Consider the following 24,464-nt stretch of genomic DNA (forward strand, 5'->3'; position numbering starts at 1 on the left):
TATCACTCGATACCATCTCGGGTAAGACGGGTCAGCAGCTCCGCCAGCTTCTCGGGTTCGCCGGGCTCCAGCTCCGCGACCAGGCGCTCGGCGAACGGCTCCGCCGCCACATGGACCGCGTCGAAGAGCTCCCGCCCCTCAGGGGTGATCTCCACCGCCCTCGCCCGCCGGTCCCCCGGAACGGCCTTGCGCACGGCGAGCCCCTTGCGCTCCAGGTCGTCCACGACCCGCATGATCCCCGCCTTGTCCGACCCCGTCGCCGCCGCCAGGTCCCGCTGCACCGTGGCCCCGCGAGCGACCAGCTCGATCAGCACCGCGAAGTGCCGCAACTCGACACCGAACGGCCGCAGCGCCTCCCCCATCACCGCGGCCGCATGCCAGTGCGCGCGGCGCAGCAGCAGGCCGAGGGCGAACGGCGAGACATCCCCGGGGCGGTCGGTCGCATGCGGGACAGCGGCGGAGGCGGAGGCGGGCGCGGCGGGCGGGTGCGGAACATCGGTGGCCATGGCGCCAGATTACTTCGCTCGATACGGTATCGAATGAAACCAACTGCTTCCGGGTGCAGGTCAGTGGATGTGGGGGCCCTCGGACGGCCGCCGGAGGCCCGCTGACGGGGCGAGTGGCTACACGGACGTCGTGGAGCGGCCGGCCATCAGATGGTCGACGAGGGCCAGCAGCACATCGCGGCCGTCCGACCGGTCCCGGGCGTCGCAGAGCACCAGCGGCACCTGGGGGTCCAGGGCGAGTGCGCCGCGGATCTCCTCCGCGGTCCGGTCCCGGACGCCGTGGAAGCAGTTGACGCCGACGACGAAGGGGATGCCGCGGCTCTCGAAGAAGTCGATCGAGGCGAAGCTCACCTCCAGCCGCCGGGTGTCGACCAGGACCACCGCGCCCAGCGCCCCGTTGACCAGGTCGTTCCACATGAACCAGAAGCGCTCCTGGCCAGGCGTGCCGAACAGGTAGACCACGAGGTCGCCGCTGATGGTGATCCGCCCGAAGTCCAGTGCGACGGTGGTCGTCACCTTGCTGTTCAGGCCCTCCAGGTCGTCCACGCCGTCGCTGGCCCGGGTCAGGTACTCCTCGGTGTGCAGCGGGGCGACCTCGCTCACCGCGCCGACCAGGGTCGTCTTCCCGACGCCGAACCCGCCGGCGACCAGGATCTTGACCGCCAGGGGGGCGGTGCCGGGCACGTGCTCAGAGCCTGCGTAGTCCATTTCTCACCGCCTCAAGGATGGTCATGTCAGAAACGTCGCCCGGCTGGGCGAGCGGCCGTGGCGAACGGGCCCACATCTGCCCGGAGTCGACCAGATCGCCGATGAGGATCTTGGTCAGTGACACCGGGAGGCCCAGTTCGGCGGCGACCTCCACCACCGCCTTGGAGTCGCGGCACAGCGCGAGGATCGTGCGGTGCTCCGGCTGCATCCCGCGCACCGCGAGCGCGGGATGCGCGGTGGCCTCGGGGACCGTCGTCACCAGGGTGATCAGCGTCAGATCCGCCCGCTCGGGGGCGGTGCGCCCGCTGGTGATCGTGTAGGGACGGACCAGTTGCTCGTCGGCGTCATCGTCGTCGAACCCCTCGGTCCAGTGCCTCATCCGGCTCTCCCGGTGTCGTCCGACGGCGGTGTCCGCGCGTCGGTGCCCAGCCGCTGGCCGACCTGCTGGACGAGGGTGTGCATCGCGACGCTCATCAGCTCGGCGTCGACCTCCTGGGAGGCGATCACCGCCAGGTGGGTGCCACGCCCCGCGGAGATCACGAACAGCCACAGGCCGGCCATCTCGACGATGACCTGGTGGACCGGGCCGCCGCCGAAGAGCTGCCCGGCGCCGCGGGCGAGGCTCTGCTGGCCGGTGGCGATCGCGGCGAGCCGCTCGGCGTCGGAGCGGTCGATGGTCCGCGAACGGCTGATCACCAGGCCGTCGTCCGAGAGCACGATGGCGTGCCGGGTGCCCGTCACCTGGTCGACCAGGCCGTCCAGAAGCCAGTCCAGGTCCACGTCGGTGGCCGTCGTTCGCTGCGTCATTCTCGATCATCCGTCCTAGGAGAGGCAGGCCGGCTGGGAGAGGCGGGCCCTTCACCGTTGCCGTTGCCATCGCCGTTGCCGACGCCATCGCGGCTGCCGTGGCCATCGCGGCTGCCGTAGCCGTAGCCGTTGGTGTGACCGTCGCTGTCGCCGGTGCCACCGCCGAAGTCGGCCGCGGTGCCGCCGTCCGAGTCGCCCCCGCCCCGGGCCAGCCGGGACTGCCGGGACTGCCGCTGGAACGCGCCGATCGTGGCCCCGGACCGGCCGGACCGGCCGGGGAGCGTCCAGAGGTCCGGCTCGGCCGGCTCGGCCTGCTCCTCCGGTGCCGCCGGGAGCTGGAGCTCGGGCGCCAGGCTGGCCTGGCGGACCCGCTGGGGCAGCGGCCGCGCCTCGGCCGGCGCGGGCGGGGACACCTCGTGTTCGTCCGGGGGCCGCAGACCGGAGGCGGCGGTGACGTTCGCCATCGCGTGTCCCCTGGCGCGGACGGGCAGCTGACCGCCCTCCTGCGGGGCCCGCGAACCGATACCGGCGTCGTGCGGATGCCGCCTCGGACCGGGCTGGTACGACGGGGCCTCCGGGGGGAGCTCGGCCCACTGGGGCGCCGTACCGGGCCGGTCCACCACCACCTGCTCCGGCAGCAGCACGATCACCCGGGTGCCGCCGAAGGCGGACGGCCGCAGCTCCACCCGCAGGCCGAGGCCCGCCGACAGCCGGGCGACCACGTACAGGCCGAGCCGCACGTCGTCGGCCTGGGTCATCACGTCGAGCTGTGGTGGCGTCTCCATCAGGGCGTTGGCGGCGGCGTACTGCTCGGGCTCCATGCCCAGGCCGCGGTCCTCGATCTCGACCGCGATGCCCCGGCTGACCGGCGCGGCCCGTACCTCGACCGGGGTCGGCGGCCTGGAGAAGGCGGCGGCGTTCTCCATCAGCTCCGCCAGGATGTGCACCAGCGGGCCCACCGCCCGCTCGGACACCCAGGCCTCGTCCTCCACGTCGATCGAGATCCGCCGGTAGTCCTGCACCTCGCTCTGCGCGGCGCGCAGCACGTCGAGCAGCCGGACCGGCTTGTGCCAGCGGCGCTGCGGCTGGCCGCCGCCGAGGATGACCAGGTTCTCCTCGTAGCGGCGCAGCCGGGCGGTGAGGTGGTCCAGGTCGAACAGGCCCTCCAGCACCTCCGGGTCGTCGTGGGTGCGTTCCAGCTCGTCCAGCTTGCGCAGCTGGAGGCCGATGAGGATCTGGGTGCGGCGGGCGATCCGCTGGAGCAGGCGCTCGAAGCCGCGGTGCTGTTCGGCCTGCCGGACGGCGGTGGACACGGCGCTGCGGCTGGCCGCGTTCAGGGCCCGGCCGAGCTCGCCGAGCTCGTCGGGGGTGGGCTCGACCAGCCGGACCTCGCGGTCCACGTCGACGTTCTCGCCGCGCTCCAGCCGGGACACCACGTCGGGCAGCCGCTGCTGGAGCTCCACCGCTTCCTCGCGCAGGGCGTGGATGCGCCGGCGCAGGACGGTGGTGAGGCGCCAGCTGGTGATGATGACCAGCACCACGGCGAGCAGGCCGATGGCGCTGACGATGAGCAGGGTCCGCTGGAGCCGGCTGACGCTGTCGGAGGCGACCTTGTCGAGGTGCGCGACCCGGACCTGGACCAGGTTCAGCAGCCGCGGGTAGCCGGCGTCCACCGAGCTGCGCCACTGGGTGTGGATCTGGCCGAGCACCAGCTCGCCCTGCGAGTGGTGCGGGCCGGCGACGATGACCTGCTCCTCCAGGTTCTGCTTGGTCGCCCATGACCTGGCCGCCGTCAGCTCTTCGTACGCGTCGCGTTCGGCGCCGCTGAGGGTGAGGGCGGCCCGCTGGAGCAGGTACTCCTGGGCGCCGACGGCATCGACGAACACGTCGTACTCGTCGACCTTCAGATGCCCGGTCTGCCAGTCGCGGCCGAGCAGGGCGTCCTCGCGCCCGATCATGTCGATGGCGCCGTAGAGGTCGACGGTGGTGTGCGCCAGCAAGGTCACGTCGGCGTTACTGCTGCGGCCCAGCGCGGTGAAGACGGTGATCAGCGAGTCGACGGTGCCGTTGTAGTAGTCGAACGCCGCCTTCTTGCCGGCCGACCCGGTGTCCACCGCCTTGCGCTGTGCGGGGAGCCGGTCGAGATCGCGCACGGTGTCGGCGAGGGCCGTGCCGAGTCCCTGCTGCCCGTGCGAGGTGCTCTCGGCCGCCACCCGACGGAAGCCGGTCACCGCCTTGTCGGTCGCCGCGCGCGCGGCGGCCAGCTTGCCGCGGGTGTCGGCACCGGGGTCGGCCTGCGCCTCCGCCGTGAACCTCCGCTCCTCTCCGAGGGACTGGAAGAGGGCGGACGACGGCCGGCTCAGGGAGACGGTCAGGTCGCTCTGGGCCTTCTCCGACTGCCAGCGGGTCGCCAGCTGGTACGTACTCAGACCCCACAGGGGCGCGAGCGCGAGGCTCGGTACCACCACGAGGACGATCAGAACGGTCCGCAGGGGCAGTCGACGGGCGCCCCCACCAGGCCCGACCGCCCCTGAGGGCACATCAGCCGACGTCGGTTCAGCCTCGTCTGCTGGCTGGTTCTCGGCGGCCGTACTTCTGGTTCGCCTACCCCCGAACCCGCCCAATCCGGTCACCTTAGTGACACTCCCCCCACCGTTTCGCGCATTCATGAGGAAAAAATCGCCCAAGTCCGGCGACTGGTGGGCCGATAGTAGTCAGATTCAACGGGGCCCGTAAGCCCTTTGCCGTACCCCGCGGATCCGGCTTTCGGGAGTTCATTTCCCGGAGCCCGCCGGGCAGTTGGCACGTGCGAAGTAAGCCCCCGGAAACGGGCTCGCCCCCAGCTCGAGTACCTCCGAGCTGGGGGCGATGCGGTAGGCCGTGTGGGACTCGAACCCACAACCAATGGATTAAAAGTCCACTGCTCTGCCAATTGAGCTAACGGCCCAGGCGATGTTGCCTCCCCGAGCATAGCCGGACGGAGCCGTGTCGCCGATCGGGTATCGGGGTCACGGCCGCGTCACGCGGCAGAAGTGGGACGGAAGCAGGGCGGATGCGGGACGGATGCGGGACGGAAGTGGTCCGGAGGGTCAGAGATCGACCAGTTTGGCGGTGTCCTCCTGGCGGGCCGCGCCGCTCGGCCGGAGGAACCAGTGCCGGGCCGAGACCTGCCACCAGATCGCGGCGAAGCCGAGGACCGCGAGGACGGCGACCGGGGCGTAGTTGAAGGACTTCCAGGTGACCGGGGAGACCTGCGGCAGCATGAAGAGGACGGTGATGATCCCGACCCAGGTCACCGACACCACGCCGACGACGAGTGACCAGCGGCCCAGATGCCACGGCCCCCGCTGGAACGCCGCGCCCTTGCGCACCCGCAGCAGCGTCGGGATCACGTACGCCACGTACAGCCCGATGACCGCGATCGAGGTCACGGCGGCGTAGGCCGTGTAGTTGATCAGGTAGGGGAGGCCGAGGGCCAGCGCGGAGAACGCCGCCAGCCAGACCGCCGCCACGGGGGTGCGGGTACGGGGACTGACCGTGCGCCAGACACGGGAGAAGGGCAGCGCGCCGTCCCGTGAAAAGGCGTAGATCATCCGGCTGTTGGCGGTGACCGAGGCCATTCCGCAGAAGAGCTGGGCGCCGATCACGACGAGCAGCAGAAGCTTGCCGGTGGTGGCGCCGAGCGCGTCCAGGAGGATCTGGGCCGGGGGCGCGCCGGTCGGGGACTTCAGCTCCTTGTCGTAGGACTGGATGGCGAAGGTGAAGCCGAGGAGCAGGACGAAGCCGGCTATCCAGGACGTCCAGATCGAGCGGACGATGCCCTTCGGGCCGGCCGTCGAGGCGTCGTGGGTCTCCTCGGTCATGTGGGCCGAGGCGTCGTAGCCCGTGAAGGTGTACTGGGCCATCAGGAGGCCGAGCAGGACCACGTACGGGCCGCTGCTCCAGCCCGTCTCGTTGACGAACTTCGTGAAGACGAAGGACGCCGACTGGTGGTGGTCGGGGACGAAGGTCAGCGCGCCGACGATCACCGCGACGCCCACCACGTGCCACCACACGCTCACGCTGTTCAGGAGCGCGACGATGCGGACGCCGAAGGTGTTCAGCAGGCCGTGCAGCAGCAGGATCCCGGCGAACAGGAGAATCGTCCGGCCCGGGGTGACCTCGAAGTCGAACTGCAGGTTCAGGTACGCGCCCAGGAAGGACGCGGCGCCGAAGTCGATGCCCGCCGTCACCGCCACCTGGCCCAGCACGTTGAACCAGCCCGTGAACCAGGCCCAGGCCGCGGCCGAGCGGGGCGGGGCCAGACGGTGGGCCCAGAAGTAGAGGCCCGCCGAGGTCGGGTACGCCGAGCAGATCTCGGCCATCGAGAGACCCACGAAGAGGGTCATGAGCCCCACGGCCACCCAGCCCCAGGTGATCACGGCCGGGCCGCCGGTGATCATGCCGAAGAGGTAGAGGGTGAGGCAGCCGGAGAGGACCGAGATGATCGTGAAGGAGACCGCGTAGTTCGAGAAGGCCGACATACGGCGGGCGAGGACCTGCGTGTAGCCGAGCTGGGCCAGCTGTTCCTCGTCGGAGAGCACCTTGCCTGTCGCGTGAGCCGCGTCATCTGTCATGCCCCCAGCATTTCCCTCACCGGAGGCGTGACATGCGTCACAACTTGGCTAGAAAAGGCCCTTGTAGTACTGCCAGCCCGTCCCGATCTTCACCCGCGCCGCGAACGTCCCCTTGCCGGTCCCGGTCATCCGGTACAGATTCCCCGCCGTGTCCCGCGCGACCAGGTCGTTCTTCCCGTCCCCGGTGATGTCCCCGACCCCGACGACCACGTTGTACGACGACCCCCACCCGCTCGCGATCTTCACCCGCCCGCCGAACCCGCCCTTCCCGGTGCCGTAGTACCGGTACAGGTTGTCCGCCTTGTCCTGCGCGACCAGGTCCCCGACCCCGTCCCCGTTCAGGTCACCGGCGCCGACCACCTTCTTGTACGTCTTCCAGTTGTCGTACAGCTTCACGCGCGCCGACAGCTTGCCCGCGCTGGTGCCCTTGTACAGGTAGACCGCGCCGGTGGAGGCGTTGCGGACGATCAGGTCGGGGCGGCCGTCCCGGGTGAGGTCGCCCGGGGCGGTCAGGACGTCGTACTGCTTCCAGCCGGTGCCCAGGGTCGTGTGCGGGGACGACGTCGCCAGGGCGTTGTCGCAACCCGGCTTGTACAGCTGCAGGGTGCCGTCGCTCCGCCGGATCAGGACGTCGTTGCAGTCGTCGCCGTTCAGGTCGCCGATGGGCACGGCCCGCAGCGCGGTGGACCAGCCGGCGGCGACGGACCAGGCGGCGAACTTTCCGTCGCCCGTGCCGATGTGGAACCTGAACTCGCCGTTGGAGTTGAGGGTGAGCAGGTCACCGAGGCCGTCCGAGCCTCCGACGTAGTCATGGTGCGCCGCTCGCCCGTGGAGCAGCCGGACCGAGCCCTGGAACGAGAGCGGGGCGCCCACGCCGTCCGCCGGAGTGATCGACAGCGTCCAGTCGTACGGCCCGCTGGGCAGCAGCCCGGCACCGGCCACGCCGGACCAGCCGACGTTCAGCGTGCCGCGCGCGGGGCCCCCGGTCACGGTGTCGACGACCTTGCCGGTCGCCTTGGAGCGGACGGTCAGCGTCCAGCCCGCGGCCGGTTTCGACAGCGGCACCCGGGTGAGCGGGTAGACGGCCGGATCGGTCTGCCGCGCCTCCAGCTGGGCCGCGCGGTACACCGGGCCCAGCAGGCGCAACGGCTGCTGGGTCACCCCGGACGGCACCAGGTGCACCTGCTCCCTGCCGTCCACGTAGGCCGCGTTCGCGCCGGACTCGTCGACCGTCCAGCGCACGTCCCGCTGGGAGACGCCGGTGTCGGGCAGGTCGCCGATCGCCCGGCTCGCCGCCGTGCCGTCGGCGACCGTGGTGAGGACCAGCCGCCCGGCCGCCTTGTCGTGGGTGACGACGTACCCGTCGCCGAGCTTCGCCTCGTCGGCCGGGACGGGCACGGACTTCTTCGCCGTACGGTCGTACACCCCGGCCTTGTCCCCGCAGTTCCAGTACAGCCAGCGGCCCAGCGCCTGGAGTTCGGTGGGCGCGCAACCGGCGTCCGTGGTCAGGGTCTCGACGGTCTTCCGCTGCGTCAGGTCGTAGGCGGTGACGGTGCCGGGGGTCGCGCCCGCGCTCCACAGCAGGTCGCCGGAGAGGGCGGCGGGGCCGGCCGCGAGGGTGCGGACCGGGGCGCCCGCGTCGCCGGCGCGGTAGACGAACTGCTGGCTGGAGGTCGTGTAGAGCACGTACGCGCCGGAGACGTCGGTGATTCGGCCGCCCGCCGTGACGCTGTGCTCCCAGAACACGCCGGGGCCGCTCGCCCTGATCCGGTCGTACTGACCCGACTCCCGCTGCAGCCACACGGCCGATCCGTCCGGAGCGCCGTACAGCTGCGAGCATCCGGGATCCGTCGCCGGGCAGGAACCCACCAGCACACTGGACCCGCCGTACGACGAGCGCGGCCCGAACGTCGGTGTCCCGGTCGCGGCGACGGTCCGCGCGTACGCGTCGCGGTAGCCGTTGCTGGGGTCGGCGACGACGAGCGTCCCCTGGTCCAGGGCGAGCCCCTGGATCTTGTACGGCGGTTTCGGCAGCGCCTTCAGCTGGGTGACCGTCGGCTCCCCGGTCGGCCCGGGGAGGATGCGCTGCACCCCCCAGTCGTCGGCGGGCCGGCCGGTGCGGCCCACCGCCAGGGCCCCGCCGTCCGAGGCGGCGGCGATGCCGGTGTTCGACGAGGGCAGCAGCACCTTCGAGGGACCGCCGGCGATCGGCTGGGCGCGCACGGCCGTACCGGGCTGGGTCAGCAGCCAGTCCCCGACGACCGCGAGGCCCTGCGCGGGGATCGTGCCACCGTTGTCCAGCGTGACCGCGACCGGGGCGGCCGACAGATCGGCGCGGGAGTACACCTGCACCGTGGCGTCGCCGGTGTTGAAGAGCACGACCCGGTCGGCGGTGACCTGCGCGTTCAGGTAGACCTTGGCACCGGGCGGGGTCCAGCCCCGGACCTGCCCGGTGTGCGGGTCGACCATGACCGCCGTGTAGGAGCCGCCGCCCGACCGGCCGGCCTGGAACAGCAGCCCGTCCGCGTCGCCGCCCTTGGGCTGCCCGAGGACGTACCCGTCGGGCACCCCGGTCACCGGCACGTCCCGGGTGGAGCCGTCGTCCTGCGGGAACAGCAGGTGCATCTCGCGGGTCGTCGTGCCGTTCTCGTCGGTCACCTGCCGGTAGGCCACCGCCAGGTCGGCATAGGCGGTGAGCAGGCTCAGCCCCTCGGGGGTCCGGATCGTCCGGGTGGTGCCGTCGGCCGCGTTCCACAGGTCGACCCGGCCGTCGGCGTACCGGTAGGCGAGGACGTCACCGCCGGCCGTCGCGTAACTGGTGTACCCCGTCGGGTGGACCACCGGCGTCGAGGTGCCGTCCGAGTACCGCGTCCAGACCAGCCCGGCGCCCTCCAGGCTGTGGAACACGCCCTGCGCACCGGCACCGTCGTGCCCGGCGTAGGTGGACTTGCCGTAGAGCGCGCCGGACGTGTACGTGCCGCGCAGGGTCGCCGGTACGACCGTCTCCTGCGCGGTGTCGGCGACGGCGGCCGGCATGGGCAGCAGCGGGCTCAGTCCGGCCGCCAGTACGGCGGTCGCGGCGACGAGACGCAGGCGTGCGGGAGCACGACGTACCACGAAGAGTCCCTCCCCAGGAACGGTGACGGGTTCGGCACCGCTCACTCCGGCGCCCGCGGCCCCCCCGGCCTGCTCACCCCTCACACAACTGTGCTGACTTTACAGCTCGTTCACAGATCCTGGGAAACTCTTTGCCATCGGAGACCGCCGGCCGGAAACGCCGAGGCCCCCACCGGCGGGGTGCCGATGGGGGCCTCGGGGACGGCTCACGGAGTGTCAGCCGTTCATGAAGGTGTGTCAGCCGTTGCGCTTCCAGCGCGGCTTGTCGTCGCGGCGGCCGAAGGAGCCGGAGCCGGAGGACGAGCCGCGGTGGTCGTCACGGCGGCCGTAGGGGCGCTCGTGGCCGGGGCGGTCGTGGCTGCCGCCGCGGAAGGGCGGGCGGTCGTCACGGCGGTCGCGGTTGAACGGACGGTCGCTGCCCCGGTGGCCGGACGGACGGTCGTCGCGGCGGAAGCCGCCACGGTCGTCACGGCGCTCGAAGGAGCGGCCACCGCGGTCGTCACGGTCACGGTCGAAGGAGCGGCCACCGCGGTCGTCACGGCGCTCGAAGGAACGGCCGCCACGGTCGTCACGACGCTCGTCGCGACGGAAGCCGCCCCGGTCGTCACGACGGTCGCGGTTGAACGGGCGGTCGTTGCGGTCGCGGTCGAACGGACGGCGGTCGTCACGGCGGTCGTCACGCCGTTCGAAACCGCGCTCGCGGTTTTCCCGGCGCTCGAAGGGGCGGCCGCCACGGTCGTCACGACGCTCGAAGGAACGGCCGCCACGGTCGTCACGACGCTCGTCGCGACGGAAGCCGCCCCGGTCGTCACGACGGTCGTCACGGCGCTCGAAGGAACGCTCGCGGTTCTCCCGCACCGGCTCCTGCTCCGCCGCCGCCACGGTCTCATCGACCACGGTGGCCTCGGCCACGGCCTGCGCCTCGGCCACGGCCGTCTCCGGGTCCTCGCCGCGCTCGCGGGCGACCCGGGCGACGAGGCGGTCGGCCTCCTCGCGCAGCTCGGCGGCCCGGCGCTGCGCCCGCTCCAGCTCCTTGGTGAGCTGGGCGACCTCGCGCTCGGCCTGCTGCGCCGCGTTGCCCGCGGACTCGGACTGGACCTCGGTCATCGAACGGGCGCCGGTGATCTCGGCGACCTCGGGCTCGAAGGCCGTACCGGAGTTGATGATGTGACGCCCGGCGTCGACGCCCGCGTCCTCCATGAGGCGGAAGATCTGGCGGCGCTGGTGCGGCAGGGAGAGCGAGACGACCGTGCCGGTGCGGCCGGCGCGGGCGGTGCGGCCGGCGCGGTGCAGGTAGTCCTTGTGGTCGCCGGCCGGGTCCACGTTCAGGACCAGGTCGATGCCGTCGACGTGGATACCGCGGGCGGCGACGTCGGTGGCGACGAGGACGTTGACGTAACCGTCCTTGAAGTCCGCCAGGGTCCGGGTCCGGGCGCCCTGGGTCATGCCGCCGTGCAGCGCGTCGGCCTTCACACCGGAGTCGCGCAGCTGCTCGGCGACGCGGTCGGCGCCCAGCTGGGTGCGGACGAAGATGATCGTGCGGCCCTTGCGGGAGGCGATCGCGGCGGTGACCGGCGCCTTGTCCTTGGGCTTCACGATCAGGATGTGGTGGGACATGGTCGTCACCGCGCCCTGGGCGGCGTCGACCTCGTGCGAGACCGGGTCGACCAGGTAGCGCTTGACCAGCGTGGAGATCTCGTTCTCCATGGTCGCGGAGAAGAGCATGCGCTGGCCGCCGGCCGGGATCTGGTCGAGCAGCTCGGTGACCTCGGGCAGGAAGCCCAGGTCGGACATCTGGTCGGCCTCGTCGAGAACCGCGATCTGCACGTCCTCCAGCGAGCAGGCGCCGCGGTTGATGATGTCGCGGAGCCGGCCCGGGGTGGCGACGAGGATGTCGACGCCGCGCTCCAGGGCGTAGATCTGGTTGCCCATCGACGTACCGCCGCAGACGACCTTCATCTTCAGGCCGACGACGTCGCCGTAGGGCTGGAGGGCGTCCGCGACCTGCATCGCCAGCTCACGGGTGGGCGTGAGGATGACGGCGCGCGGACGCTTCTTCTCGGTCCGGCCGCCGGCCAGCGTGGCCAGGGTGGGCAGACCGAAGGAGAGGGTCTTGCCGGAGCCGGTGCGGCCGCGGCCGAGGATGTCCTTGCCGGCCAGGGCGTCCGGGATGGTCGCGGCCTGGATCGGGAAGGGGGTGGTCACGCCGTTCTGCGCGAGCTTGCGCACAACGCCCTCGGGGAGACCGAGGTCGGCAAAGGTGGTCTGGGGGGTGGTGTCGGTGGTGTCAGCGGTCTCCTCGGAGACCTCGGTGACCTCGGTCACCAGATCGTCGTCCTGGTTGTTCTCGGACACGACAAACTGATCAGTACTGGACACGGACATGCGAATGCGAAACCTTCCGGAGTCTCTTCGGCACGCGCCCGTCAACTCCGTGATTCGCTCACGACCGCCTCAATGCGGTCCGCCACGGCAAGGGAGAGTACGCGCCACACGGCGCGCTCTGCAGTGGCGCCGGGCAAATGGGATCAAACGATCTACCACCATACGCACCCAACACCCCCCAAGGCAAACCGAGCCCCAACATCGCAGCTCACAGCGGGTTTGCCACGGCCCTACAGACCAGACGCGCGGTCTTACGCACGTCACAACACCCGAACCCGCCCACTTCTTCCGCGCTCCTCCGCAGACGCCCCCGCCACGCCCCCTACGCCGGTGTCCCCGCCGCCGGCGCCGGCTCCCGCTGCACCAGCTGTGTTCCCGAGCCGTCCTCGTGCGCCGACGAGGACGGCTCGGCCGACGGCGGGTCCGTCACGGGGGGCGGCGGCGTGGGGGAGTCCGGGGGCGGCGTGGGCGATGCCGCCGGCGGCATCGGTGTCACCGGCGCCCCCGTGGGCCCGGCCGGCGATCCCGGCGGCGCGCTCTGCCCCGGCTTCACCGGCACGGCCGGCGCCGCACTGGACCCCTTCGTCGACTGCGCGGCCGCCGACGACGACTCCCCCGGCTTCGGCTTCCCCGCGTGCCCGCGCTTCCCGTCGACCACCTCACCGCCGTCCCCCGCGCCGCCCCCGCCGGACACCCCGGAGCCACCGTCGGCCTCGTCACCGCCCCGGTGCCCCGCGGAGTGCGACGGCTTGGCCTTTCCCGCGTCGTCCCCCACGTTCACACAGCCGGCGGCGGCCGCGACCGCCATCAGCGTGGCGGCCAGACGGACGGGTGTGTACAAGGGGCGCACGGCGGCCACCTCCGGGGGCGGAGAAAGAAGTCGTCCTGCCCAACTCCCGCCGCCCGCAAGAGGACACGCCGACCGCACCACCGGCGTACCGGTGGGTCGGCACCGACTTTGGTCGGCGTGCGCCCCGGCGCCCGCTACCTGAGTCGCGGAACCGCAGACCAAGCGCCGACGCGCGGGCGGCAGGGCCGGTGGCACCGTCGGTTCATGACCATGAGCGCAGACAGCACACCGCAGGCCGTGGGCGACTACGTGGACGCCACCGCCGGCGAACCGGACCGCAGGACGACCCCCGACAAACTGGCCGCCGTCGTCAGCCAGAAGGCGCTGTTCCCGCGGCGCGGCAGGATCGCCCTGCACCGGGACCGGCTGGTGCTCGGCGGCTGGGGCGACACCGGGGACCTGGTGCTGTGCCGGGCGGACATCACCTCGGTGGAGGTCACATTCACCGACCTGTACGGCCGTTTCATCGGCGGCCTGCTGAACGCGGGCAAGCCGCTGATCCTGGGCACCGTGCCCGCCGGGGAGCTCTACCTCCTCATCGACCGAAAGGAGTTGACGGAGACCACCGCCGACCGCGCCTGGGCCGCCCGCATCCGCTCCTGGCTCGGCGAGTGAGTACGGGCACCTTCGAGATCGAGGTCGGCCGCCGAGACCGAGGTCGGCCGCTCCGCCGCGGACCTCCGCCCGCCGACCGCGCGCTCCGCGTCACCCGACCCGCCCGCGCCCCCCGTCCCTGACAATGGCCCTGTGCTGGAGATGACACGCGAATCGTTCGAGGAACTCGTGAGCCAGGCCCTGGACCGGATCCCTCCGGAACTGACCCGGGTGATGGACAACGTCGCCGTGTTCGTCGAGGACGAGCCCCCGGCCGACGACCCCGAGCTGCTGGGCCTGTACGAGGGCACCCCGCTCACGGACCGCGGCGAGTGGTACGCCGGTGTGCTCCCGGACCGCATCTCGATCTACATGGGCCCGACGCTGCGCTACTGCGAGACCCCCGAGGCGGTGGTGCACGAGGTCGCCGTCACCGTGATCCACGAGATCGCCCACCACTTCGGCATCAACGACGACCGCCTTCACGAACTCGGCTGGGGCTGAGCCCGGGCGTCCGCATCGGCGGGCCGCGCCGGTCGCATAGGAGCCCGCAACCCTGGGCATACGGCACCAATGGCCCGAGCCCGAGCCCACGTCCGCCTCCCCGTCCTGGAACTCGCCGCCGAGCAGCACCGGTCGGCCGCCTGGAGCCGCGCCCTCGGCCTGCTGGCCGTGGTCCTCGTCGGCGCCTGGCTCGGTCTGCTGATCGTCGGGAACGTCCGCTCCCAGGTCGGCCCGATGGACACGACGATGACCCTGCGCCCGTCCCTCACCGGCGGCACGAAGATAAACGTCTCCCCGCTGGGCGCCCTCTACCTGGACACCCACACCGCGCCCGTCCGCCTCGACGTCAACGTCGACCAGCTCGACCCGGTCCGCTCCCAGGCCCTCGTCGACCACCCCGAGCGGCTCTCCGGCCTCCAGGACGAGGTCGCCCACGACGTCGAGCACGGCACCCTCGACCTGGCCGTACGCTCCTGCGTGGCCGTCGTCTCCGGCGCCACCGCCCTCGGTCTCGCCGTCTACCGCCGCCCGCGCCGCGCCCTGGCCGCCGGCGGCCTCGCCCTCGCCCTGCTCGCCACGTCCGGCGCGACCGCGTACGCCACCTGGAACCCCAAGTCGGTCCTGGAACCGAGGTTCTCCGGCCTGCTCTCCTCCGCCCCCGCCCTGGTCGGCAACGCCCGCAGCATCGTCACCGAGTTCGACGTCTACCAGAAGGAGTTGGCCCGCCTGGTGACCAATGTGACGAAGCTCTACGACGTCACCTCCACGTTGCCCGCCTACGCGCCGGACCCGGGCACCCTGCGTGTCCTGCACGTCTCCGACATCCATCTCAACCCGGCGAGCTGGAAGATCATCGCCTCGCTGGTGGAGCAGTACAAGGTGAACGTGATCGTCGACTCCGGCGACACCATGGACCACGGCACGGCGGCCGAGAACGGCTTCCTGGACCCGATCGCCGACCTGGGCGTGCCCTACGTCTGGGTGCGGGGCAACCACGACTCACCGCTCACCCAGCGTTATCTGCAGCGCATGAAGAACGTGCACGTCCTGGACGACGGCCGGGCCGAGACGATCGCCGGGCTGCGGTTCGCCGGGATCGGCGACCCCCAGTTCACCCCCGACCGCTCGACGGTCCCCGGCGGCGACGCGGCCGAGGAACAGGCCGGGGACCGCCTCGCCACGGCCCTGCGGGAGCAGCGGGCGGCGGACGCCCCGGTGGACGTGGCGATCGTCCACGAGCCGTCGGCGGCCCGGATGACGGACGGCGAGGTGCCCATCGTCCTGGCCGGCCACCTGCACCACGAGCAGACGGAGCTGCTGCCGCACGGCACCCGGCTCCGGGTGGAGGGCTCCACGGGCGGCAGCGGGCTGCGGGCGGTCGAGGGCAAGTACCCGGACCCCATCGAGGCCTCGGTCCTCTACTTCGACCGCGACTCCCGCCGCCTCCAGGCCTGGGACGAGATCAAACTGGGCGGGCTGGGCCAGACGACGGCCGAGGTCAGCCGCCACCTGCCGGAAGAGAACCTGCCAGGGGCCACCCCGTCCCCCTCGCCGAGCCCGTCACCCTCACGAGGCACCCCCGGCGCCCCGTCGCCCTCGGGGTCGTAAACCGTTTTGGCGATACTCCCCGCCATCCCATATGCTTCTCACGTCCCCGACGCGCTGAGGAAGCGCCCAGGCGGGCCGATAGCCCTCATCGTCTAGCGGCCTAGGACGCCGCCCTTTCAAGGCGGTAGCACGGGTTCGAATCCCGTTGGGGGCACGCAAGATCGTGTGCGACACTGTTGCACGCAAAGCTTGGTCCTGTGGAGCAGTTTGGAGTGCTCGCCACCCTGTCAAGGTGGAGGCCGCGGGTTCAAATCCCGTCAGGACCGCTGGGGTTTCACGTGAAACCTCGTGGCTGGGTAGCTCAGTTGGTACGAGCGATCGCCTGAAAAGCGATAGGTCGCCGGTTCGACCCCGGCCCCAGCCACAACAGACAGCCCCTCCGGGATTCCGGAGGGGCTGTTCTCATGCTCCGCCCGGCCGCCGGTGCCCCTTCCAGGTGCGGCGCATCAGCTCCAGCTTGTCGTAGAAGCCGGGGTCCGCGGCGATGGTGCCGGACGTGAAGGGGATGGGCAGCAGGAACGACGTCCCGTCGGTGCGGGTCACCCCGATCTGTGTGATCGTTCCGCGGCGGCCGCGCCCCGGGAGCTCGTGGATGCTCTCGATGTCCCTCCAGGCCACCCGTCGCCGCCCGGTCATGCCGCGGGTGCGCAGGCCCTGCGCGTCGATGCGTGTCGCACCCGTCGACATACCCACCAGCACCACGGAAATCGCCGTCGGTGCCAGTCCGAACGCGAGCCACAGGCCCACGGCGGCGCCCGTCCGGTGATCGGCCAGGAGCCTCCCGGCACTCGCCCCTGCCCACCCGGCCCACACCCCGACGAGCAGGGCGTTCCCCCACATCATCAAGCGCTGTCTGCCCGTGTACCGAAAGGCCGTCTCGTCCATCCGTGCAGTCTGGCAGCGGCCCGGCACCCGGCCTCCTTTTGAACAAGACGGGGGTGGATCATGGCCTTCCTTTGCGGTGGCGCTGCGACCATGACAGCTGCATGTCAACGCTGAACTGAACCGTCCTGGGCCCCAACCGGTCGTACGCTCAGGCTTGTTCACCCCCTCCGGCGTTCTCGTGACCGCACCGCGAACGCTCCCGGGAGACCTCGTGCACAGACCCCGCCCCGCCCTCGGGCTGCCCCTCGCCATGATCGTCGCGGCGGGGGTGATGAGCGGCCTGGGCACCGGGCCGGCGCTGGCGGATCCGGGGTCCGACGGCACGCTGTACGTCAACCATGACGTCGCGTGCAGCGACAGCGGGACCGGGACGCAGAGCCTGCCCTTCTGCACCGTGCAGGCCGCGGCGGACGTGGTGGAGCCGGGGGACACGGTCCTGATCCTGTCGCCGGACGACAAGCCGTACTCGGGCGCGGTGACCCTGAGCCGGTCGGGGACGAGTGACGCGCCGATCACCTTCACGGGGGCGCAGCCCGGTACGGCCGGCGGCCGGGCGGTGCTCTCGTGGCCCGGCTCCGCGACCGCGCTGACCCTGGACGCCGTCCACGACGTGCGGGTGGAATCGCTGGGCTTCACCAACGGCGGCGAGAACGGCGTGGCGGTGACGGGGTCCGAGGACGTGACCCTCGACCGGCTGGCGATCAACCACCCCGCCCTGTCGGTCCCCGCCACGGGGAGCGCGGTCAGCGTGGACGGCACCTCCTCGGACGTGACCGTGTCACGGAGCTGGATGGGCCCCTCGTACGCGTACGGCGTGCGGACGGAACCGGGAGCGGCCCGGGTCACCGTGACGACCAACGTGATCACCACGATGCGGCAGGGCGGGATCGTGGTGACGGGAACGTCCGGCGCGGACGTGACGAGCAACACGGTCCTGGCGCCGTGTGCCACCGGAATCTCGCTGACCGGCGACAGCTCCGGGGTGGTGGAGAACAACGTGGCCATCACCACGGGGTCGGCGCAGAGCACCACCTGCCCGGCGCCGGCCGATCCGCTCTACGCAGTGTCGGCCGACTCCACGGACCAGGTCACCGCCGACTACAACGTTGCGGCGAAGGACGCGGGCCCGTCCGCCCCGGCGCGCACCGAGTACTCCTGGGCCGGCACCTCCTACGCGACCAGCGCGGCGTTCCGGGCCGGGACCGGGCAGGCCGGTCACGACATCGACGGGCTCTCGCTGACCCTCGGGGTGCAGCCGTCCGAGCACTCCCCCCTCGTCGACTCCGCCGACGCCGCCGCGCCCGGCGAGCTCACCACCGACTACACGGGGCACCCGCGCGCCGACGACCCGCTCGTCGCCGACACCGGCACCGGTGCGCCGCACCCCGACCGGGGCGCCATCGAGCGGGAGGACGTGCTCACCATCCCGTCCACCGCCGCCCCGTCGCCGGCGAGCGGGATCGCACCGTTGGACGCCTCGGTGAAGACCGACGCCGTCAGTTCCTGGGGCGAGGCACTCACATATTCCGTCGACTTCGGGGACGGCAGCGCCGCCGTCACCGGCGCGGCGGGCGCTCCGATCGCCCACACGTACACCAAGCCGGGCCTGTACACCGCGCTCGTCACGGTCACCGACACCGACGGGACGAGCCGGACCCAGTCCTTCGGCTGGACCACCGTGGGGACGGCCACGCCACCGGCCGCCTCGCTGTCCGCGACCGCCGACACCACGAACGACGGCCAGACCGACGCGGGGTCCGCACGGTTCACCGTCCCGGAGCCGACGGACTCCTGGGAGGTCCTCAGCCGGGCTCTGGACTTCGGTGACGGCAGCCAGGAGCAGCTGGGCGACGGGGTCCGGCAGACGCTCCACCAGTACCCGGCCCCCGGCACCTACACGACCACCCTCACCCAGACGGACCGGCTCGGCCGCACCACCACCGCCAAGACCACCTTTCGCGCCGCCGACGCCTACGTCGCCATGACCCCGCAGCACGACACCGAGAAGACGATCGCCGCCCACGGTGTCCTGAAGCTCTCGGCGGCCACCCTGCGCGCCGACTCCGGCGGCGTGGACGCGGCCCAGCTCCAGATCGTCACCACCGGCGCCAGGGCGAGCGGCTCGCTCACCCTCTACACCGCCGGCACCACCCGTCCCGGCACGTCCACCATCGACTTCGAGCCCGGCCGGACGGCGCTCAACGAGGCGACGGTCAAGGTCACTCCGACCGGTTCGGTCGACCTCTACAACGGCAGTTCCGGCGCCGTGACGGTCGATGTCGCCACGGTGGGCCTCCAGTCGCACGCCCAGTACGCCGACACCTACCACCCGGTCACCCCGGCCCGCCTGCTGGACACCCGCACCGGCACCGGCGGTGTGCACACCCCGGTCGCCGGCGGCCACTCGGTCACCCTGACGGTCGGCGGCACCCACGGAGTCCCGGCCGGGGCGGCCGCGGTCGTGCTGAACGTCACGGCGACCACCACCAAGGCGTCCGGCGGCCTCACGGTCTCCACCCACGGCACCAGTGACTCCAGCGTGAGCGGCCCGTTCTGGACCACCGGACAGACCGCCTCCGCCCAGGTCGTGATCCCTCTGCAGGACGGAAAGATCGTCCTGCACAACGGCAGCAAGGCAGCGGCGAACCTCGTCGCGGACCTGGCCGGCTGGTACGGCACCACCGCGAACGGCTCGGAGTTCCTGCCCGTCACCCCCGTACGGGTCCTCAAGACCGCCAAGCTCGCCGCCCACGCCACCCTCAAGCTCAAGGTCACCGGCGCCCACGGCGTCCCCGCGACCGGAGTCACCGCCGTCGACCTGAACCTCACCGTGCCCTCCCCGGCCGGCAGCGGCTACCTGGTCGCCTACCCCGACGGCACCTCGCGCCCCGGCGTCTACTCCCTGAACTTCACCAAGGGACACACCACGGCCGACCGCGCGCTGGTCAAGGTCGGCACCGACGGCGAGATCGACCTCTACAACGCCGGTGCCGGCCCGGTGGACGTCACCGCCGACCTCCTCGGCGACTACGCCGTGTTCCCGGCAGGCTGAAGGAGACGGGATGGAACCCGAGTTCCACGGCTTCGAGATCGTCCGGCGCGGCTACGACCGCGCCCAGGTCGACGCCTACCTCGCACGACTGGCCGGGGACACGGTCCCCGACGCGCCTCCGGTCTTCGACATCGCCCGCCGGGGGTACGACCGGGCGCAGGTCGATGCCCGGCTGGCCGAGCTGAGGGAGCGCGGCGGCGGACTGTCCTGAACCGCCTTGGCGGCAGGGCCGCCCGGCGCTACTTTCTGCGGGTCGACACGTCACAAGGGTGGGGAAGATGAGCCAGGTCGAGGACATGCAGCTGGAGAAGAGCCGTGCGAGATACGGCCTTCTCGCGGTGGTCATCAGCAATCTCGCGATCGCCGCCGTCGCGGTCTTCGGCGTCTGGCGGCTCGACGGCGACAAGTCGGTGATCATCGGCGTCCTCAGCGCCGCCTTCACGGCGGTGAGCAGCATGACCACGGCCTACTTGGGGATCAAGGCCGTATCCAACACGGCGAAGTCGATCGCCGCCTCGACCACGTCCGCAGCCCCGGCACCGGCCGCATCCGCCGCACCGACCGCCCCCACGGCCGCCCCGGGCAGCACCCCTCCCGCCCAGCGCGGCCAGTAGCCCGACCCCGGCCGAACCGCCGGAGGCAAAAGCGTTCGCCATGCATTTCCCCGAGGTGAGATCCTGGACCGCGTATGTCTACGCACCCCGCCCCCGCCCTCGGCACTCTCGCCCCTCGCCTGACCGAGCTCTCGCTGCGCGACGCGCACCGGCTCGGCCGCAGGCTCGAAGGCGCACGCAAGATCCGTAAGCCGGAGGCCCGCGCCGCCGTCCTCGCCGAGATCGAGGCCGAGGTGGCCAGGGCCGAGGAACGGATGGCCGGCCGGCGCGCCGTCGTGCCCGCCGTGTCGTACCCCGAGCAGCTGCCGGTCAGCCAGAAGAAGGACGAGATCGCCGAGGCGATACGCGACCACCAGGTCGTGATCGTGGCCGGTGAGACCGGCTCCGGCAAGACCACCCAGATCCCCAAGATCTGTCTGGAGCTCGGGCGGGGGGTGCGCGGCATGATCGGGCACACCCAGCCGCGCCGGATCGCCGCCCGTACCGTCGCCGAGCGGGTGGCGGAGGAGCTGCGGACGCCGCTCGGCGAGTCCGTCGGCTGGAAGGTCCGCTTCACCGACCAGGTGAACCCGGACGCCACCTTCGTCAAGCTGATGACCGACGGCATCCTGCTCGCCGAGATCCAGACCGACCGCGAGCTGCGCGCCTACGACACGATCATCATCGACGAGGCGCACGAGCGGTCCCTCAACATCGACTTCCTGCTCGGCTACCTGGCGCAGCTGCTGCCGCGGCGCCCGGACCTGAAGGTGGTCATCACCTCCGCCACCATCGACCCCGAGCGCTTCTCCCGGCACTTCGGCGACGCCCCGATCGTGGAGGTCAGCGGCCGGACGTACCCCGTGGAGGTCCGCTACCGCCCGCTCCTCGAAGAGGACACGGACGACGCCGACCGGGACCAGATCACCGCCATCTGCGACGCCGTGGAGGAGCTCCAGGGCGAGGGGCAGGGCGACATCCTCGTCTTCCTCTCGGGCGAGCGGGAGATCCGGGACACGGCGGACGCGCTGGAGAAGAAGAAGTACCGGTTCACCGAGGTCCTCCCGCTCTACGCCCGGCTCTCGCACGCCGAGCAGCACCGGGTCTTCCAGCCGCACACCGGGCGCAGGATCGTTCTGGCGACCAACGTCGCCGAAACCTCCCTCACCGTCCCGGGCATCAAGTACGTCATCGACCCCGGCTTCGCCCGGATCTCCCGGTACAGCCACCGCACCAAGGTGCAGCGGCTGCCGATCGAGCCGATCAGCCAGGCCAGCGCCAACCAGCGCAAGGGTCGCTGCGGCCGTACGTCCGACGGCATCTGCATCCGGCTGTACGACGAGGACGACTTCCTCGCCCGCCCGGAGTTCACGGACGCCGAGATCCTCCGTACGAACCTCGCCTCCGTCATCCTGCAGATGACCGCGGCCGGCCTCGGCGACATCGAGAAGTTCCCCTTCATCGACCCGCCGGACCACCGCAACATCCGGGACGGTGTGCAGCTGCTCCAGGAGCTGGGCGCGCTGAACCCGGACGAGCGGGACGCCCGCAAGCGGCTCACCGACAGCGGGCGCAAGCTGGCCCAGCTGCCGGTCGACCCGCGGCTCGCGCGGATGGTCCTGGAGGCCGACAAGAACGGCTGTGTCCGCGAGGTCATGGTCATCGCCGCCGCGCTCTCCATCCAGGACCCGCGCGAACGCCCGGCCGACAAGCAGACCCAGGCCGACCAGCAGCACGCCCGCTTCCGCGACGAGACCAGCGACTTCCTGGCCTTCCTCAACCTGTGGAGGTACGTCAGGGAGCAGCAGAAGGAACGGGGCTCCAGCTCCTTCCGGCGGATGTGCAAGCAGGAGTACCTCAACTTCCTGCGCATCCGCGAATGGCAGGACATCTACACACAGCTGCGCACGGTCGCCAAGCAGATGGGCATCCACCTCAACGAGGAGGACGCCCCCGGCGACCGCGTGCACGTCTCCCTCCTGGCGGGCCTCCTCTCCCACGTCGGCATGAAGGACGTGAAGAACGCCGGGGGGGAGGGTGGGAGAAACACAGCGAAGAACGAGTACCTGGGCGCCCGCAACGCCAAGTTCGCGATCTTCCCGGGCTCGGCGCTGTTCAAGAAGACCCCCCGGTTCGTGATGTCCGCCGAGCTGGTGGAGACCTCGCGCCTCTGGGCCCGGGTCAACGCCAAGATCGAGCCCGAGTGGGTCGAACCCCTCGCCGGGCACCTCCTGAAGCGGACGTACAGCGAACCGCACTGGGAGAAGGACCAGGCGGCCGTGATGGCGTTCGAGAAGGTCACGCTGTACGGCGTACCGATCGTCGCGGACCGGAAGGTGAACTACGGCCGGATCGACCCCGAGGTCAGCCGCGAGCTTTTCATCCGCAACGCCCTGGTGGAGGGCGACTGGCGGACCCATCACAAGTTCTTCGCCGACAACCGCAGGCTGCTGAGCGAGGTCGAGGAACTCGAACACCGCGCCCGGCGCCGGGACATCGTCGTCGACGACGACACGCTCTTCGACTTCTACGACCAGCGGGTGCCCGAGCACGTCGTCTCCGGCGCCCACTTCGACTCCTGGTGGAAGCACAAGCGGCACGAGCAGCCGGAGTTCCTGGACTTCGAGCGGGAGATGCTGATCCGGGAGTCGGCGGAGGCGGTCACCAAGGCCGACTATCCGGACTCCTGGCGGCAGGGACCGCTCAAGTTCCGGGTCACCTACCAGTTCGAGCCGGGCGCGGACGCCGACGGCGTGACCGTCCACATCCCGCTCCAGGTGCTCAACCAGGTCAAGGACGAGGGCTTCGACTGGCAGATCCCGGGCCTGCGGGAAGAGGTGGTGACGGAGCTGATCCGCACCCTCCCCAAGCCCATCCGCCGCAACTACGTCCCCGCGCCGAACTTCGCGAAGGCCTTCCTGGAGCGGGCCGTGCCGCTGCAGGAGCCGCTCACCGTCACCATGGCGCGTGAGCTCCGGCGCATGGTCGGCGTGCCCTTCGACGCCGAGGACTTCGACTGGGCGAAGGTGCCCGACCACCTCACGATCACCTTCCGGATCGTGGACGAACGGCGCCGGAAGCTGGCCGAGGACAAGGACCTGGAGGCGCTGAAGCTCCGTCTGAAGCCGAAGGCCCGGGAGGCCCTCTCCCAGGCGGCGGCCGCCACCGCGTCCCGCGAGGGCGGCGAGTCCCTGGAGCGCAAGGGCCTCACCGACTGGACGATCGGGACGCTCACCCGCGTCTTCGAGACCCGCCGGGCGGGCCAGCCGGTGAAGGCCTACCCGGCCCTCGTCGACGACGGCGACACGGTCTCCGTCCGCCTCTTCGACACCGAGGAGGAGCAGACCGAGGCGATGTGGAAGGGCACCCGGCGGCTGATCCTGCGCAACATCCCGGTGAACCCGGCGAAGTTCGCGTCCGAGAAGCTGACCAACGCCCAGAAGCTCGCCCTGTCGGCGAACCCGCACGGGACGATCCAGGCCCTCTTCGACGACTGCGCGATGGCGGCGGCGGACAAGCTGATCGCCGACTTCGGGGGGCCGGTGTGGGACGAGGAGTCGTACCGGAAGCTCTACGACAAGGTGCGCGCCGAGATCGTCGACACGACGGTCCGGACGGTGGGCCAGGTGCAGCAGGTGCTCGCCGCCTGGCAGGCCTGTGAGCGCCGTCTGAAGGGCGTACGGAGTCCCGCGCTCCTGGCGAACCTCACGGACGTGCGCAAGCAGTTGGACGCCCTCGTGAAGCCCGGCTTCGTCACCTGGGCCGGTATACGACGCCTGCCCGACCTGATGCGCTATCTGGTGGCCGCGGACCGCCGCCTCCAGCAGATGCCGACGAACGTCCAGCGGGACACCACCCGCATGGAGAAGGTCCACGAGATGCAGGACGAGTACGCCTGGCTCCTGGAGCAGCTCCCGAAGGGCCGGCCGGTGTCCCGGCAGGTCCTGGACATCCGCTGGATGCTGGAGGAGCTCCGGGTCAGCTACTTCGCCCACGCGCTGGGCACGGCGTACCCGATCTCCGACAAGCGGATCGTGAAGGCCATCGACACACTGGCTCCGTAACCGACCGGCCACGCTAAGTGAGTTCGACCAGGACCCACACCCTCCTGTACAGTCCTTTTCGCAGCACAGCGCAGACAAAGTGCCGCGAAACCTGGTCCTGTGGAGCAGTTTGGAGTGCTCGCCACCCTGTCAAGGTGGAGGCCGCGGGTTCAAATCCCGTCAGGACCGCGTGAAG

The 24,464-nt window shown here is 71.3% G+C and carries 17 protein-coding genes and 5 tRNA genes; 11 read left to right on the forward strand and 11 right to left on the reverse strand.

Annotated elements, in window-relative coordinates; all coding sequences use genetic code 11:
* Nucleotides 1–2 precede the first annotated feature (2 nt).
* The 10 genes from ACFZDK_RS46990 to ACFZDK_RS47035 all read right to left on the reverse strand — a co-directional run bounded on the left by ACFZDK_RS46990 (nucleotide 3) and on the right by ACFZDK_RS47035 (nucleotide 12,989).
* Nucleotides 3–506, reverse strand: coding sequence for a MarR family transcriptional regulator (locus tag ACFZDK_RS46990; RefSeq protein ID WP_390983002.1), 504 nt, complete (start codon nucleotides 504–506; stop codon nucleotides 3–5).
* Nucleotides 507–623: 117 nt separating this feature from the next.
* Complete coding sequence (locus tag ACFZDK_RS46995) at nucleotides 624–1,214, reverse strand: ATP/GTP-binding protein (protein ID WP_390983005.1); 591 nt, start codon at nucleotides 1,212–1,214, stop codon at nucleotides 624–626.
* Nucleotides 1,195–1,593 (reverse strand): DUF742 domain-containing protein, encoded by a 399-nt coding sequence (locus ACFZDK_RS47000; RefSeq protein WP_390983008.1) that lies wholly within the window; start codon nucleotides 1,591–1,593, stop codon nucleotides 1,195–1,197. The genes ACFZDK_RS46995 and ACFZDK_RS47000 overlap by 20 nt, the downstream gene beginning before the upstream one ends.
* Entirely contained in the window at nucleotides 1,590–2,021 is a 432-nt protein-coding gene (locus ACFZDK_RS47005) for a roadblock/LC7 domain-containing protein (protein ID WP_355713753.1), read from the reverse strand. The genes ACFZDK_RS47000 and ACFZDK_RS47005 overlap by 4 nt, the downstream gene beginning before the upstream one ends.
* The gene (locus tag ACFZDK_RS47010; protein WP_390983012.1) at nucleotides 2,018–4,489 is read right to left on the reverse strand and encodes a nitrate- and nitrite sensing domain-containing protein; all 2,472 of its coding nucleotides are present in this window, start codon (nucleotides 4,487–4,489) and stop codon (nucleotides 2,018–2,020) included. Before ACFZDK_RS47010 ends, ACFZDK_RS47005 begins: the two co-directional genes overlap by 4 nt.
* Before the next feature lie 406 nt (nucleotides 4,490–4,895).
* Nucleotides 4,896–4,968: transfer RNA gene (locus ACFZDK_RS47015), tRNA-Lys, on the reverse strand.
* A gap of 142 nt (nucleotides 4,969–5,110) precedes the next feature.
* Nucleotides 5,111–6,637, reverse strand: a complete 1,527-nt coding sequence (locus ACFZDK_RS47020; protein WP_390983015.1) for an amino acid permease — start codon at nucleotides 6,635–6,637, stop codon at nucleotides 5,111–5,113.
* A gap of 48 nt (nucleotides 6,638–6,685) precedes the next feature.
* Complete coding sequence (locus tag ACFZDK_RS47025) at nucleotides 6,686–9,754, reverse strand: FG-GAP-like repeat-containing protein (RefSeq protein ID WP_390983018.1); 3,069 nt, start codon at nucleotides 9,752–9,754, stop codon at nucleotides 6,686–6,688.
* A 237-nt stretch (nucleotides 9,755–9,991) separates the two neighbouring features.
* A complete protein-coding gene (locus tag ACFZDK_RS47030; protein ID WP_390983020.1) occupies nucleotides 9,992–12,139 on the reverse strand; it encodes a DEAD/DEAH box helicase in 2,148 nt (715 codons plus the stop codon).
* A 322-nt stretch (nucleotides 12,140–12,461) separates the two neighbouring features.
* On the reverse strand, nucleotides 12,462–12,989 hold the full coding sequence (locus ACFZDK_RS47035; protein ID WP_390983023.1) for a hypothetical protein: 528 nt from the start codon (nucleotides 12,987–12,989) through the stop codon (nucleotides 12,462–12,464).
* A 204-nt stretch (nucleotides 12,990–13,193) separates the two neighbouring features.
* Between ACFZDK_RS47035 and ACFZDK_RS47040 the strand changes: the two genes are divergently transcribed.
* The 6 genes from ACFZDK_RS47040 to ACFZDK_RS47065 all read left to right on the forward strand — a co-directional run bounded on the left by ACFZDK_RS47040 (nucleotide 13,194) and on the right by ACFZDK_RS47065 (nucleotide 16,059).
* A complete protein-coding gene (locus ACFZDK_RS47040) occupies nucleotides 13,194–13,604 on the forward strand; it encodes a hypothetical protein (protein ID WP_390983026.1) in 411 nt (136 codons plus the stop codon).
* 132 nt (nucleotides 13,605–13,736) lie between these two features.
* Nucleotides 13,737–14,087: a metallopeptidase family protein gene (locus ACFZDK_RS47045; protein ID WP_390983028.1), complete on the forward strand. Its 351-nt coding sequence runs from the start codon at nucleotides 13,737–13,739 to the stop codon at nucleotides 14,085–14,087.
* A gap of 69 nt (nucleotides 14,088–14,156) precedes the next feature.
* A complete protein-coding gene (locus ACFZDK_RS47050) occupies nucleotides 14,157–15,695 on the forward strand; it encodes a metallophosphoesterase (RefSeq protein WP_390983031.1) in 1,539 nt (512 codons plus the stop codon).
* Nucleotides 15,696–15,776: 81 nt separating this feature from the next.
* Nucleotides 15,777–15,849, forward strand: a tRNA-Glu gene (locus ACFZDK_RS47055).
* Between the two features lie 37 nt (nucleotides 15,850–15,886).
* A tRNA-Asp gene (locus tag ACFZDK_RS47060) sits at nucleotides 15,887–15,961 on the forward strand.
* Nucleotides 15,962–15,985: 24 nt separating this feature from the next.
* Nucleotides 15,986–16,059: transfer RNA gene (locus tag ACFZDK_RS47065), tRNA-Phe, on the forward strand.
* Between the two features lie 38 nt (nucleotides 16,060–16,097).
* Here ACFZDK_RS47065 and ACFZDK_RS47070 read toward each other — a convergent pair.
* On the reverse strand, nucleotides 16,098–16,580 hold the full coding sequence (locus ACFZDK_RS47070; RefSeq protein WP_390983034.1) for a PH domain-containing protein: 483 nt from the start codon (nucleotides 16,578–16,580) through the stop codon (nucleotides 16,098–16,100).
* A gap of 211 nt (nucleotides 16,581–16,791) precedes the next feature.
* On the opposite strand from ACFZDK_RS47070, the gene ACFZDK_RS47075 reads away from it, so the two are divergent.
* The 5 genes from ACFZDK_RS47075 (at nucleotide 16,792) to ACFZDK_RS47095 (ending at nucleotide 24,457) form a co-directional block, all read left to right on the forward strand.
* Nucleotides 16,792–19,632 carry a PKD domain-containing protein gene (locus ACFZDK_RS47075; protein ID WP_390983036.1) on the forward strand — a complete coding sequence of 947 codons (2,841 nt, stop codon included), beginning with the start codon at nucleotides 16,792–16,794 and terminating at the stop codon, nucleotides 19,630–19,632.
* A gap of 10 nt (nucleotides 19,633–19,642) precedes the next feature.
* Nucleotides 19,643–19,843 (forward strand): DivIVA domain-containing protein, encoded by a 201-nt coding sequence (locus ACFZDK_RS47080; protein ID WP_390983039.1) that lies wholly within the window; start codon nucleotides 19,643–19,645, stop codon nucleotides 19,841–19,843.
* Nucleotides 19,844–19,910: 67 nt separating this feature from the next.
* The gene (locus ACFZDK_RS47085; RefSeq protein WP_390983041.1) at nucleotides 19,911–20,246 is read left to right on the forward strand and encodes a hypothetical protein; all 336 of its coding nucleotides are present in this window, start codon (nucleotides 19,911–19,913) and stop codon (nucleotides 20,244–20,246) included.
* Between the two features lie 74 nt (nucleotides 20,247–20,320).
* On the forward strand, nucleotides 20,321–24,289 hold the full coding sequence (gene hrpA, locus ACFZDK_RS47090; RefSeq protein WP_390983044.1) for an ATP-dependent RNA helicase HrpA: 3,969 nt from the start codon (nucleotides 20,321–20,323) through the stop codon (nucleotides 24,287–24,289).
* Between the two features lie 93 nt (nucleotides 24,290–24,382).
* Nucleotides 24,383–24,457, forward strand: a tRNA-Asp gene (locus tag ACFZDK_RS47095).
* Nucleotides 24,458–24,464: the final 7 nt, after the last annotated feature.

Source organism: Streptomyces sp. NPDC007901, from assembly GCF_042959465.1.
Taxonomy (GTDB): domain Bacteria; phylum Actinomycetota; class Actinomycetes; order Streptomycetales; family Streptomycetaceae; genus Streptomyces.

Coding starts and splice junctions, on each gene's coding strand:
- ACFZDK_RS46990 (WP_390983002.1), bottom strand. CDS start 506: ATGGCCACCGATGTTCCGCACCCGCCCGCCGCGCCCGCCTCCGCCTCC.
- ACFZDK_RS46995 (WP_390983005.1), bottom strand. CDS start 1,214: ATGGACTACGCAGGCTCTGAGCACGTGCCCGGCACCGCCCCCCTGGCG.
- ACFZDK_RS47000 (WP_390983008.1), bottom strand. CDS start 1,593: ATGAGGCACTGGACCGAGGGGTTCGACGACGATGACGCCGACGAGCAA.
- ACFZDK_RS47005 (WP_355713753.1), bottom strand. CDS start 2,021: ATGACGCAGCGAACGACGGCCACCGACGTGGACCTGGACTGGCTTCTG.
- ACFZDK_RS47020 (WP_390983015.1), bottom strand. CDS start 6,637: ATGACAGATGACGCGGCTCACGCGACAGGCAAGGTGCTCTCCGACGAG.
- ACFZDK_RS47030 (WP_390983020.1), bottom strand. CDS start 12,139: ATGTCCGTGTCCAGTACTGATCAGTTTGTCGTGTCCGAGAACAACCAG.
- ACFZDK_RS47040 (WP_390983026.1), top strand. CDS start 13,194: ATGACCATGAGCGCAGACAGCACACCGCAGGCCGTGGGCGACTACGTG.
- ACFZDK_RS47050 (WP_390983031.1), top strand. CDS start 14,157: ATGGCCCGAGCCCGAGCCCACGTCCGCCTCCCCGTCCTGGAACTCGCC.
- ACFZDK_RS47070 (WP_390983034.1), bottom strand. CDS start 16,580: ATGGACGAGACGGCCTTTCGGTACACGGGCAGACAGCGCTTGATGATG.
- ACFZDK_RS47080 (WP_390983039.1), top strand. CDS start 19,643: ATGGAACCCGAGTTCCACGGCTTCGAGATCGTCCGGCGCGGCTACGAC.
- ACFZDK_RS47085 (WP_390983041.1), top strand. CDS start 19,911: ATGAGCCAGGTCGAGGACATGCAGCTGGAGAAGAGCCGTGCGAGATAC.
- hrpA (WP_390983044.1), top strand. CDS start 20,321: ATGTCTACGCACCCCGCCCCCGCCCTCGGCACTCTCGCCCCTCGCCTG.